9 protein-coding genes are annotated in these 12,747 nt (G+C 63.0%); 8 read left to right on the forward strand and 1 reads right to left on the reverse strand.

The genetic code is table 11. The features are described 5' to 3' along the window. The first annotated feature begins 79 nt into the window (after window positions 1-79). The 3 genes from JYP46_RS00410 (at window position 80) to JYP46_RS00420 (ending at window position 6,714) form a co-directional block, all read left to right on the forward strand. Window positions 80-1,156 (forward strand): efflux RND transporter periplasmic adaptor subunit, encoded by a 1,077-nt coding sequence (locus JYP46_RS00410; RefSeq protein WP_222473785.1) that lies wholly within the window; start codon window positions 80-82, stop codon window positions 1,154-1,156. Between the two features lie 12 nt (window positions 1,157-1,168). Then, on the forward strand, window positions 1,169-4,312 hold the full coding sequence (locus tag JYP46_RS00415) for an efflux RND transporter permease subunit (RefSeq protein WP_222473786.1): 3,144 nt from the start codon (window positions 1,169-1,171) through the stop codon (window positions 4,310-4,312). A gap of 263 nt (window positions 4,313-4,575) precedes the next feature. After that, window positions 4,576-6,714 carry a TonB-dependent receptor domain-containing protein gene (locus JYP46_RS00420; protein ID WP_206546916.1) on the forward strand — a complete coding sequence of 713 codons (2,139 nt, stop codon included), beginning with the start codon at window positions 4,576-4,578 and terminating at the stop codon, window positions 6,712-6,714. 101 nt (window positions 6,715-6,815) lie between these two features. On the opposite strand, the gene JYP46_RS00425 is transcribed toward JYP46_RS00420, so the two are convergent. Beyond that, window positions 6,816-7,097: a DUF2218 domain-containing protein gene (locus JYP46_RS00425; protein WP_113154114.1), complete on the reverse strand. Its 282-nt coding sequence runs from the start codon at window positions 7,095-7,097 to the stop codon at window positions 6,816-6,818. Window positions 7,098-7,272: 175 nt separating this feature from the next. Between JYP46_RS00425 and JYP46_RS00430 the strand changes: the two genes are divergently transcribed. The 5 genes from JYP46_RS00430 (at window position 7,273) to JYP46_RS00450 (ending at window position 12,714) form a co-directional block, all read left to right on the forward strand. Next, a complete protein-coding gene (locus tag JYP46_RS00430) occupies window positions 7,273-8,205 on the forward strand; it encodes a siderophore ABC transporter substrate-binding protein (protein ID WP_206546917.1) in 933 nt (310 codons plus the stop codon). Window positions 8,206-8,230: 25 nt separating this feature from the next. Beyond that, window positions 8,231-9,214 (forward strand): ABC transporter permease, encoded by a 984-nt coding sequence (locus tag JYP46_RS00435; RefSeq protein ID WP_222473787.1) that lies wholly within the window; start codon window positions 8,231-8,233, stop codon window positions 9,212-9,214. Beyond that, window positions 9,207-10,175 carry an iron chelate uptake ABC transporter family permease subunit gene (locus JYP46_RS00440; RefSeq protein WP_113154117.1) on the forward strand — a complete coding sequence of 323 codons (969 nt, stop codon included), beginning with the start codon at window positions 9,207-9,209 and terminating at the stop codon, window positions 10,173-10,175. Before JYP46_RS00435 ends, JYP46_RS00440 begins: the two co-directional genes overlap by 8 nt. After that, the gene (locus JYP46_RS00445) at window positions 10,172-10,930 is read left to right on the forward strand and encodes an iron ABC transporter ATP-binding protein (RefSeq protein ID WP_206544570.1); all 759 of its coding nucleotides are present in this window, start codon (window positions 10,172-10,174) and stop codon (window positions 10,928-10,930) included. The genes JYP46_RS00440 and JYP46_RS00445 overlap by 4 nt, the downstream gene beginning before the upstream one ends. A gap of 272 nt (window positions 10,931-11,202) precedes the next feature. Then, on the forward strand, window positions 11,203-12,714 hold the full coding sequence (locus JYP46_RS00450) for a hypothetical protein (protein ID WP_206546920.1): 1,512 nt from the start codon (window positions 11,203-11,205) through the stop codon (window positions 12,712-12,714). The last annotated feature ends 33 nt before the right edge of the window (window positions 12,715-12,747 follow it).

A 12,747-nucleotide genomic window follows, 5' to 3' on the forward strand; every position in this document is an offset into this window, starting at 1 on the left:
TGCGCCTAAATAGTGATGATTATTGAGAATCATCAGTTAACAACATTTATAAGGTAAGGCTTTCATGCCCCTGGCGACGATGAAACGGACCGTTCTTTTGAGCGCAATGGCGCTGGCGCTTGTCGCCTGCCAGGATGAGGAAGTGGCCGAACGGCCAGACCCGGTGGTGCGCGTGGCGACGGTGCGCCTTGCGCCGCTTGCCGAGACCCGCACCTACACCGGAACCGTGATGCCGCGCACGGAAGTGGCCGAGGCGTTTCGCGTCGGCGGCAAGGTGGCGGCCCGGCTTGTGGATGTGGGCGACCGGGTGAAAGCAGGCCAGACGCTGGCGCAGCTCGACCCGGTGGATCTGAACCTGCAGCTCGAACAGCAGCGCGCCGCGCTGACGGCGGCGCAGGCGAGCCTCACCAAGGCGCAGTCCGATCTGGAGCGCGCCCGCACGCTGTTCAAGCGCGGGCATGTGACCGAGGCCGCGCTCGATGCGCAGTCGCTGGCCGTGGATGAGGCGCGCTCGCGCTTCGATCAGGCCGAACGCGCGGTTGCACTCGCCACCAACCAGATGGGCTATGCGGAACTGACGGCCTCTGCCGATGGCGTGGTGAGCGCCACGGGCGTCGAGGCCGGGCAGGTGGTCTCGCCCGGTCAGATGGTGGTGAGCGTTGCACGGCTGGACCAGAAGGAGGTCGTGGTTTCGATCCCGGAAAGCCGGCTCGCCGATCTGGAAGGCTCCACCGCCGAAGTGACCCTGTGGGCCGGCGACGGGCGCTATGCGGCGACGGTGCGCGAGATCGCGCCGGAGGCCAATGGCACGAGCCGAACCTATCCCGTGCGGTTTTCCGTGCCGGAGGCGGACGAGAATGTCCGGCTTGGCATGACCGCCACCGTTTCACTGACCAAAGGAGATCCGTCACCGGTTGCTCGCATACCGATGACGGCGGTTCTTGACGACGGCCGGGGCCCGGTCGTGTTCGTTGTCGATCCCCCCTCGCACGAACTCAAACGCCGGCCGGTCGTCGTCGAGGCCTACCAGACAGAGAATGCGATCATCGCCGAGGGGCTTGAGGATGGCGACAAGATCGTGACGCTTGGAGTGCAGAAGCTCCGCGACGGGGAGCGTGTCCGGCTCGCCGAAATCCAGTCCGCCAGCGCCGACTGACCGGGGGCTCAGATGCAACGCTTCAACCTTTCGCAGTGGGCCGTCACCCACCAGACGCTCGTACTGTTTCTGATCATCGTCCTGTCGCTTGGCGGGGCCTATTCCTACGCGCGGCTTGGCCGGGCGGAAGACCCGAGCTTCACCATCAAGGTGATGGTGGTGAACGCGGTCTGGCCGGGCGCCACCGCCGAGGAAGTGCAGCGGCAGGTCGCCGATCCCATCGAAAAGACGCTTCAGGAAGTGCCTTATTTCGACAAGGTGCGCACCTATTCCAAGCCCGGCTCCACCTTCATGCAGGTGCAGCTTCAGGACACCACGCCGCCGGGTGAGGTGGAGGAACTCTGGTATCAGGTGCGCAAGCGGGTGGGCGACATTCGCGCGCAGCTGCCGCAAGGCGTGATCGGGCCGTTCTTCAACGACGAGTTCGGCGATGTGGACAGCGCGCTCTACATGCTGAGCGGCGAAGGCGCGACCATGCGCGACCTGAAGGACGCGGCGGAAGACATACGCCAGCGGCTTCTGCGTGTTCCCGATGTGGAGAAGGTGCGCTTCTACGGCGCACAGGATGAGCGCATCTTCGTCGAGTTCTCGCATTCAAAGCTTGCGACGCTGGGCATCGACCCGCAGGTGATCTTCAACTCCATCGCGGCGCAGAACGCGGTGACGCCGGCAGGCGAGATCGAAACGGCCTCTGACCGGGTGTTCCTGCGTGTTGAAGGCGCGCTGAAGGGCGTGGACGCGGTCGCGTCGGTGCCAATTGCGGCGAACGGAACCGTGTTCCGGCTGGGTGACATTGCGGATGTGCGGCGCGGCTATGAAGACCCGCCGGCCTTCCTTGCCCGCCATGACGGGCATCAGGCGCTGGCCATTGGTGTGGTCATGGCCGAGGGCGCGAACATTCTGAAGCTCGGCGAAAACCTCGATGCGGCCATGAGTGAAATCAGGGCCGACATGCCGGTGGGGCTGGAACTCGAGATGATCGCCAACCAGCCCGAAGTGGTGCAGGATTCGGTCGGCGAGTTCATCAAGGTGTTTCTGGAAGCGCTGGCCGTGGTGCTGGCGGTGAGCTTCCTGTCGCTCGGCTGGCGCACGGGCATCGTTGTGGCGCTGGCCGTGCCGCTGGTTCTGGCCATCGTGATGATCGCGCTCGACATGCTGGGCATGAGCCTTGAACGCATCACGCTTGGCGCGCTCATCATCGCGCTCGGCCTGATGGTGGACGATGCGATCATCGCCGTCGAGATGATGGTCGTGAAGATGGAGCAGGGCTATGACCGGCTGAAGGCGGCGACCTTCGCCTGGACATCAACGGCCTTTCCCATGCTCACCGGAACGCTGGTGACGGCGGCGGGCTTTCTGCCTGTCGGGTTCGCCAAGTCGACGGCGGGCGAATATGCCGGCGGCATCTTCTGGGTGGTGACCATCGCGCTGGTGGCGTCGTGGTTCGTGGCGGTGATCTTCACGCCCTATATCGGCGTCAAGCTGTTGCCGGACTTCCACAAGCATGGTGGTGCGGTGGCCGAGGGCGGGCAGCATCACGACATCTATGACACGCGCCTCTACAATGCTTTGCGCCGGGTGGTGAACTGGTGCGTCTCCTGGCGCTGGGTGGTGATCGCCTCGGTGATCGGCCTTTTTGCGGCTTCCATCTGGACATTCGGTTTCGTGCAGCAGCAGTTCTTCCCGACCTCGCCGCGACCGGAGCTGATGGTGGAAATCCGTCTGCCGGAAGGCGCGCCGATCAAGGCGACGGAGGCTTCCGCCCGCACCATGGAAGCGGTGGTCGCGGCGGATGAAGAGGTTCTGACCTACGCCACCTATGTGGGCGCTGGCGCGCCGCGCTGGTTCCTCGCTTCCAATCCGGAGTTGCCGAAGCCGAACTTCGCGACCATCGAGATGTACACGAAGGACGCGGAAGCCCGCGACCGGGTGAAGGCGCGGTTGCAGGACTACATCGCAGACGGCGGTCTGCCGGAGGCGCGGGTGCGCGTGACCGAACTCGTGTTCGGCCCGCCGGTGGGCTTTCCCGTGCAGTTCCGCGTGGTTGGCCCCGATCCGCTCGAGGTGCGTCGCATCGCTTATGATGTGCGCGATGTGATGGCGCAGAACCCGAATGCGCTCGACCCCAATCTGGACTGGAACGAGCAGGCGAAGTCGATCCGGCTGGAAGTGGATCAGGACCGGGCGCGGGCGCTTGGCCTGACCCCGCAGGACATTGGCCGCACGCTGCAGACGCTGCTTTCCGGCTACACGGTGACGGCGGTGCGCGACGGCATCGAGACCGTCAATGTCGTGGCGCGTGCGGTGGAAAGCGAACGGCTTGATGTGGCGCATCTGGGCGATCTGACGATTGCCACGCGCGGCGGGCAGCCGGTGCCGCTCTCGCAGGTGGCGAAGGTGGTCTATGGCCATGAGGAGCCGATCCTGTGGCGGCAGAACCGCGACATGATGATCACCGTGCGGGCCGATGTGCCGGCGGGCGTGCAGGCGCCGGATGTGTCGTCGCAGATCTGGCCGACGCTGCAGCCGCTGATCGAGGATCTGCCGGTCGGCTATCGCATCGAGCTTGGCGGGGCCATCGAGGAAAGCGCCAAGGCGAATGCGGCGCTGTTCGACGTGTTTCCGATCATGTTGCTGGCGATGCTGACGATCCTGATGATCCAGCTGCAGAGCTTCTCGCGCCTTGCACTGGTCTTCGCGACAGCGCCGCTTGGCCTGATCGGGGCGACGCTGGGGCTTTTGATCTTCAACCAGCCCTTCGGCTTCGTGGCACTGCTCGGCCTGATCGCGCTGGCCGGCATGATCATGCGCAACACGGTGATCCTGGTCGACCAGATCGGAGCGGACCTTGAAGCCGGCCATGCGGAATGGGACGCCATTATCGAGGCCACCGTGCGGCGTACGCGGCCCGTGGTTCTGACGGCGGCGGCCGCCATCTTCGCCATGGTGCCGCTCTCGACCAATGTGTTCTGGGGGCCGATGGCCTTCGCCATCATGGGCGGCCTGACGGTGGCGACCGTGCTGACCATTCTGTTCGTGCCGGCGCTCTATGCCGCCTTCTACCGCGTGAAGCGGCCGGAGGAGGGCGCACCTGCAAAAACGGATGCGGCCATGCAGGACAACGAACAGCTCGCGCTGCCACAGGCGGCCGAGTGAGCAGAGGCGGCGGGATTCAATTGCTCGCGTCCCGCCGCTTCTCCTGACCCCTTTTCGGGCGGGGTTCCGCCGCCCGCTTTTCCACAGCTTCATCGACCGGTTGCCGACCCCGCTGCGCGCATGGCCAGACAAGGCTTTGTGCCGCTGGGGCATGTCTGAGCGGGGCAATCTGGAAGCGCTCTAAAAGATGAGTGTTGACATCATCTTTTAACGGGAGGTAAGTCGCCCGTATTTCAAGTATGTAATTTTATTGAGAATTAATAATGACTTATAGCTTTTTCGATGCGGCTCCGCGCAGCCCGGCGCGTGCCGGTTTGCGCGGCGCCGTTTCTTCTTCCGGTCGGCTTGCACTGGCTTTTCTGGGCTGTGTCGCCCTGCCGGTGGAGGGCGCGCTGGCACAGGCGGAAAACCAGAAGGTCACGCTTCTTGACACACTGGTCGTGACGGCGACCGGCTTCGAGCAGAGTGTGGTGGATGCGCCGGCGAGCATAACCGTGGTGCCGCGCGAGGCGCTGGAAAAGGGCGTTTACCGCGACCTGACCGACGCGCTTCGCCATGTGCAGGGCGTGGCGGTGACGGGGTCGCCGGGGCGGGAAGACATTTCCATCCGCGGTCTGCCGGGCGCATACACGCTGATCCTGGTGGATGGAAAGCGGCAGAACACGCGCGAGTCGCGCTCCAATGGCAATTCCGGTTTCGAGCAGAGCTTCCTGCCGCCGGTGTCCGCCATCGAGCGGATCGAGGTGGTGCGTGGCCCGATGTCGGCGCTCTACGGTTCCGATGCGATGGGCGGTGTCATCAATGTCATCACGCGCAGGGTGGCCGATGCGTGGACCGGGACGGTCTCGGCCGACGGAACGCTGCAGCAGCATACCGACCATGGCGATGCAGGGAATGCGTCGTTCTACGCCAGCGGGCCGGTGATGCGCGACATGCTGGGCCTGCAGATCTGGGGGCGCGGTCTTTTGCGCGGCGAAGACCGGATCATGGGCGGCTTGCCGGAAAAGAAGGATCTCGATCTCACCGGGCGTCTGACCTTCACCCCGAACGAGGATCATGAGCTGGTTCTTGATGCGGGCAGGACGCGGCTGTTGCGCACGCACACCGAGGACAGAACCAGCACGCGCCGGGACAATTACGACCGGCTGGACCGCAGGCACTGGTCGCTGAGTCATACGGGGCGCTGGGACTGGACGACATCGGAGGTTTCCCTCTCGCAGGAATGGGCCGAGCGCACCCGCTTCATGCGCGATGCGGGAACCGGACAATATGCGGAAGATCCGCGTTCGCCGCTGGTTCGCAACACGGTTTTCGACGTGAAGACGACCACGCCGCTCGATTTTCACGGGGCGCATACGCTGGTGCTGGGCGGGCAGTATCTGGATGCGCTGCTGACCGATCAGAATCCCGGCCGCCGCACGGGGCGCGATGAGAAATTCGGCGTTTCGCAATGGGCGCTGTTTGCCGAGGACGAGTGGTGGATCACGCCGGATTTCGCGCTGACCGGCGGCATCCGCATGGACAATCACGAGATCTATGGCGCGCAGTTCAGCCCGCGCGCCTATGCGGTGTGGCATGCGACGCCGCAGCTGACGCTGAAGGGCGGTGTCTCGACGGGGTTCAAGGCTCCGGTCATTCGCGCGATTGCGCCGGGCTACGCCTATGTGACGGGCGGGCGTGGTTGCAGCTATGGACCGGACGGCACCTGTGGCGTGATCATCGGCAATCCGGATCTTGAAGCCGAGAAAAGCACCAGCATCGAGATCGGCGGTCTCTGGGACAGTCTCGGCGGCGTGCGGCTGGGCGCAACCTATTTCCGCAACGACTTCAAGGACAAGATCAGCAATGCGATGATCTACAATCCCGATGGGTCGCATGCTCGCTGGGACGAGGATCCGAATTACCGCCTCTGGCGCTTCTTCAACATCGGCCGGGCCATCACGCAGGGCGTGGAGCTGACGGGCGAATGGGATGTGCGTGACGATCTGATCCTGCGGGGCAGCTACACCTACACCCATTCGAAGCAGAAGACCGGCGATTATGCAGGCTTTCCGCTGATGCGCACGCCGCAGCATATGGCCAGCCTGCGCGCGGACTGGACCACGCCGGTCGAGGGGCTGAGCGCGTGGGGCGAGGTCAGCTATCACGGGTCGGAGGTGAATGCGGGCCTGCGTATCGGCTCCAAAGGCAAGCCGATCCTGTCGAGCGACGGTTCGAAAGTTCTGGCGCGCAAATACGATGCCTACACCACGGTCGATTTCGGAGCGAACTATGCACTGAACGACAATGTGACCCTGAAGGCGGCGGTCTACAATGTGTTCGACAAGCGCATTGACGTGGGCGACATCAACACGGTTGTCGAAGGACGCCGTGTGTGGGTCGGCATGACCTCCACTTTCTGAGCCTCATGACCTTCTCGCTGACATCCAACGCTCCCGCCATCACCACTTCGGTGGCGGGAGGGGCAAACCGTCATCTGCGGACTTTCAGGGCCCGAAAGCCGTCACACGTTCCAGGCGATCTGCGGCTTCTCACGCCATGCGAAGCGGGCCAGATGATCGTCGATCACGTGCTGGGCGCGGGCGAGTTCCTCGTCCGTTTTGGCGGCGCACTCGATCGTCAGCGAGGTTTCATCGGCGCGCATGAGGCAGTCGCCGAAGGGGAAATCAACCTTGCCCTGCGAGGCGTCGTAATCGACCGAAACCTTGTGCGCGAAATGCTTGCAGAGCTGCTGCAGATATTTCGAGGCATGCTCGGTGGCGATGACGGCTTTGGATTGCAGCATGGGAAATCTCCAGAAAAGCGGCGGTTGAAACTGAGTGTTGGAATGTCCGTACAGAAAAGTTGATTGTAGAAATCATATTTGCTAACCGAAATCCAGACAAGGGCGTTGCCGACCGCGCAAAACGGAAACCGGCAGGTGGCGTCCACCCGTCATCCCTGACATTTGGAGCATGTCGATGATCACAAGAACGAACTCCCTGACCGCGCGCTTTCTGGCTTCGGCCATCGCGCTTGCGGCGTTCCTGCCGGGCTACGCCAATGCCGACGAAATCACCGTCAAACATGCGCAGGGCGAAACGGTTCTGCCGGACACGCCCAAGACGGTTCTGACCTTCGATTTCGCCACGCTCGACACGCTCGACACGCTGGGCGTCGACGTGGCCGGCGTGCCCAACGCGCTGCTTCCCGACTATCTGTCGAAATACAAGAGCGACGATTACGCCAAGGTCGGCTCGCTGTTCGAGCCGGACTTCGAGGTGGTGAATGCCGCCAGGCCCGACCTGATCATCGTCGCGGGCCGCTCGGCCAAGCAGTATGAGGCGCTTTCCAAGATTGCGCCGACCATCGACCTGACGGTCGCACAGGATGACTTCCTCAACAGCGCGGAAGACAATGCGCGCAAGCTGGGCGTGATCTTCGACCGTGAAGAGAAGGCCGAGGAACTTATCGAGAGGCTCAACACCTCCGTTGCAGCGCTGCGCGAGACGGCGAAGGATGCCGGCAAAGGCCTGATCATCCTCACCAATGGCGGCAAGGTTTCGGCCTATGGTCCGGGCTCGCGCTTCGGCTGGCTGCATGACGATCTCGGCGTGATCCCTGCTGTCGAGAATGTGCAGGAGGCGACCCATGGCGAGGCGGTTTCGTTCGAATTTCTCCTGAAGACAAATCCGGACTGGCTGTTCGTGGTGGACCGGGATTCGGCCATCGGCAGTGAAGGCCAGTCGGCAAAGCAGACGCTGGACAATGAACTCGTCGCAGCGACCACGGCCGCGAAGGAAGGCAATATCTACTATGCCGATTCCGTGCGCTGGTATCTGGTCGGCGGCGGCATGACTGCCCTCCAGGCAGAAGTCGACGCGCTCTCCAAGGCGCTCACACCAGTCGACTGACAAGGCTATGCAAGCTGCCGCCAGCATGCCCCAACGTATCTACCCCGCCGCCGGCCTCGTGCTGGCGGTGGGCGTGGTGATCGTTCTCGCTGCAATCAGCCTTTTCATCGGCGTGGCCGACATGCCGCTCGGCGATCTTTTGAGCGGTGACGGCAACGCACAGGCCATGCAGCTTCTGCTCGTCAGCCGCATTCCGCGCACCCTGGCGCTGGTGCTTTCGGGCATGGCGATGGGCGTTGCGGCGCTGATCATGCAGATGCTGTTTCGCAACCGTTTCGTTGAACCGACAACGACCGGCACGGTCGAGGCGGCGAGCCTTGGTCTTCTGGCGGTGGCGCTGTTCGCGCCCGGCCTGCCGATGCTTTCCAAGATGGCGGTGGCATCGGTTTTCGCGCTGACCGCAACCTTCCTGTTCCTGCGGCTTGTGTCGAAGATCCCGGCAAGCTCCAGCCTGGTCGTGCCGCTTCTGGGCCTGATGTTCGGCGGCGTGATCAACGCCATGACGACCTTCGTCGCCTATCGCTACGATCTTCTGCAATCGCTTTCTGCCTGGACGAATGGTGACTTTTCAAGCGTCTTGCGGGGGCGCTACGAACTGTTGTGGATCGCGGGCGGGCTGGCGCTGCTTGCCTATGTGGCGGCGGACCGGTTCACGGTCGCCGGGCTTGGCGAAAGTTTTACGCGCAATCTCGGTCTGAACTACGGGCGCATCCTCGCCTTCGGCCTCGTCATCGTTTCCATGGTTTCGGCGACGGCAGTGGTGACGGCGGGTACGGTGCCCTTTCTGGGGCTGATCGTCGCCAATGTGGTGAGCATGACGGTGGGCGACAATCTGCGCCGTGCGCTGCCCTGGGTGGCGGTGTCGGGCGCGGGCTTCCTGCTTGCCTGCGACATTGTCGGCCGTACGCTGCGGTTTCCCTATGAGATCCCGGTGGGAACGGTGGCAGGCGTGCTCGGTTCGGGCATTTTCCTTTATCTCCTTTTGCGGCGGCGGGCGCGTTTTGGCTAAAAATCCGACATGGCGGCGGCCCCGCGTGGCGCTTGTCGTTCTGGCGTTTGGCGCCATTGCGGCGGCACTGGCCTTCATGACCATTGGCGTGAAGGGCAACTGGGATTTCGTGCTGCCGTTTCGCAGCGCCAAGCTGCTCGGCCTCGTGCTGGTGGCCTATGCGGTGGCGACGGCGACGGTGCTGTTTCAGACGGTGACGCAGAACCGCATTCTGACGCCCGCGGTGATGGGCTTCGATTCCCTCTATGTGGCCCTGCAGACGGCGCTGGTGTTCTTTCTGGGCACGCGCGATCTCGCCAGCGTGGACATGCGGTTGCGTTTCGTTCTGGAGACGCTGCTCATGGTGGGCATGTCCATGGCGCTCTTCTACTGGCTGTTTCTCAGCCGCCAGCGCAGCCTGCATCTCGTCGTGCTCGCCGGTGTGGTGTGCGGCGTCTTCTTCCGCAGCCTGGCGCACATGATGCAGCGCATTCTCGATCCCAACGAGTTCATCGCGCTTCAGGACATGCTGTTCGCCAGCTTCAACAGCATCGACCAGCAATTGCTGGCGGTGTCGGCAGTGATCGTTCTGGCGACCGCCTTTGTGAGCCGGCGGCTTCTGACGAAGCTCGACGTGCTGGCGCTTGGCCGCGATGTGGCGATCAATCTGGGCATTGATTATCAGCGCGTGGTGCTGCTGCTGTTCGCCATGATCGCGGTTCTGGTTTCGGTCTCGACGGCGCTTGTCGGCCCGATCACCTTCTTCGGTCTGCTGGTCGCCAATCTCGCCTATCAGGCCGTGGGCACGGACCGGCACAAATACACGCTGCCGGCGGCGACGCTGCTTGCCATCATTGCGCTTGTGGGCGGGCAGACCGTGCTGGAGCGCGTATTCGGTTTCGACACGGCGCTCAGCATCATCATCGAATTCACCGGCGGCATTGCCTTCATGCTGCTGCTTTATCGGAACCTCAGGCGATGATCGACATCCACAATCTCACCAAGACCTATGACGATGCGACGGTGGTTGACGATGTCAGCCTGTCGCTTCCCGAGAGCGGCATCACCGCGATTGTCGGCCCGAACGGGGCGGGCAAGTCGACTCTTCTTTCCATGATTGCGCGCCTGATCGCGCCGACTTCGGGGCGGGTTCTGGTGGATGGTCTGGATGTGCAGGAAACGCCGGGCGCGGTGCTGGCCAAGCGGCTGGCGATCCTGAAGCAGAACAACCAGGTGGGCATGCGCCTGACGGTGAGCGAGCTGGTGGCGTTTGGCCGGTTTCCGCATTCGGGCGGGCGACCGACCGTGGAAGACGAGCGCCATATCGGCGAGGCCATTTCCTATCTGGGGCTCGATGCTCTGCGCGGGCGGTTTCTGGACGAGCTTTCGGGCGGTCAGCGCCAGCGCGCCTTCGTGGCAATGGTTCTGGCGCAGGACACGAAATATGTGCTGCTGGACGAGCCGCTCAACAGCCTCGACATGAAACACGCGGCGGCGATGATGAAGCTGTTACGGCGCACGGCGGACGACCTGAAGAAGTCGATTACCGTGGTGATCCACGACATCAACTTCGCCTCGATCTATGCCGATCACGTGGTGGCGATGCGCGACGGACGCGTGGTGCTGCAGGGCGAGGCCGGTGACCTGATGCAGGAAGCGGTGCTTGAGGACATCTATGACACCGTCGTGCAGGTGCGCGAGGTGGAGGGGCATCTTCTGGGGCTGCATTATCTGTAGAGCCCGGCATCTGCAGAGCCTGCGGAGTGGAGAAACCGTTCAATTGCGGAATTTATTCTCAACTAACCGTCAATGTTTGTGATAAACACTGGTGCAAAACAAACTTGTGAGGGGGCACAAGGCTTTTGGCGCACCAGAGGCAATCAAAACGCGTGGCTCGCGTTATTTGCGATCAGGCGAGGGTCGCGAAAAGGGCTTTTTTCTTAGCGTTTATAAGTACTTCGCTTTCAGTTTCGGCCGTATCGGCCAATCCGAATTCCATTGATTTTGCGATGCAGTATCTGGCGGACCTGCGTGATTCGCCGGAATGCGCAGTTACGGTGGACGGGGAAGGGCGCTTCGACTTCGGGCCGGAGATAAGCAATCCGTCCATGAGCTGTCCGGATGCTTTCGCCTGGAAGATTTTCACCGAGGCGGTGCGCGGCGAATTCTGGTCGCGCTGGACGACCGATGTGCAGATGTGGCCGACCGCGCCATGGCCGGTGTGCGAGCCCGGCCAGACGGAAAACTGCTGCAGCACGGTCGAAGTTTCCAACAATCCCGATCCCGAACACTGCCCCGTGCGCCCCGACCCGGCGCTGGGCATGCCCGCACACACACCGCATGAGCCGAGCAAGGCGCATCAGGTGTCGATGGAGGATGCGGCCAAGACCGACCGGGATGGTGACGGCAGCATCGACTGGGATGACGTGCCGCCGGAACTCAAGACCGCAGTGATCGGCGCGGAGCAGGTGGAGCTGGTTTATCACAACCGGCCTATGACCGATTACATCTTCGCAAACGGGCTCTATCACACGGACGGGCTTGGCCGGGTTTTTCAGACACGTGCAGGCGTCATGGAGCACTATGCGCCATACAATGGCGTGGCCGGCACGGGACCTCTCAGCCAGATCGACCTGCCGATCCGCTCGCTCATGCTCAAGGCGAACCTGCTCGACATCCGCAAGGCGAAAGAGCTGGGCATCGATCTTGAAAAGAACGCCGACTACATCACGCTCGATTTGCCGAAGGGCGGCAACACGCCGGAGACCGGCACTTATATCCTTCTGTCCTTTCACATCTCCTCGAAGGATCTGCCCAACTGGTTCTGGACCACATTCGAGCATGTGGACAATCAGGGCCGCTGCGACTGGATCGGCTGCAATGACAGTTTCGGTTATGTGGCGAAGGTGAGCGACGGCCCGGTGGCGCGGGACGATCTGCCCGAGCCGGCAGACAATTACGTGTCGCCGAACCAGCTGGAAATGGCGGACGGCGCCGTGGTCGCATTCGATCTTGCCCGGACCTATGACGCCGACAGCGAGATGCGCGACGGGCTGGCGGCGGTGTTCAGGACGCTCGGCATCGGAACCGGAGCGGCCAATGAGAGCGGCACGCCGAGGCCCGCCGATCCGGCCTGGCGCAACTATCGCCTCAAGGGCAGCCAGACGAATTTCGTGACGCCCACGGGCCGGCCGACGCAGCTCGGCAATTCGGTGACGGAAGCCGGCTTCACCAATTCCAGCTCCTGCATCAGCTGCCATGCGCGCGCATCGGTGACCGAGAAGGGGTTACCGAACTTATCGATCTTCGTGAGCGATCTGAGTGACGCCGGCCTGCCCAAAAGCACCAATGGCGTGCCGGCGCCGAGCTGGTTCACCACCAGCGCCTATTACGGCGTCGGCGACCAGGTTCTGGCGCCGGGGCTGGTGGCGGTTCAGACGGATTTCGTCTGGGGATTCCGCAATGCCTGCCCGATCGAGGTGGGCGCACAGGGCCCGCACCGCTGCGCAAAGAAAGACTGAATGCGGCGCGCGGTCTGCGCGCTGGCGGCAAGA

The organism is Nitratireductor aquimarinus, from assembly GCF_017255295.1.
Classification (GTDB): domain Bacteria; phylum Pseudomonadota; class Alphaproteobacteria; order Rhizobiales; family Rhizobiaceae; genus Nitratireductor; species Nitratireductor aquimarinus.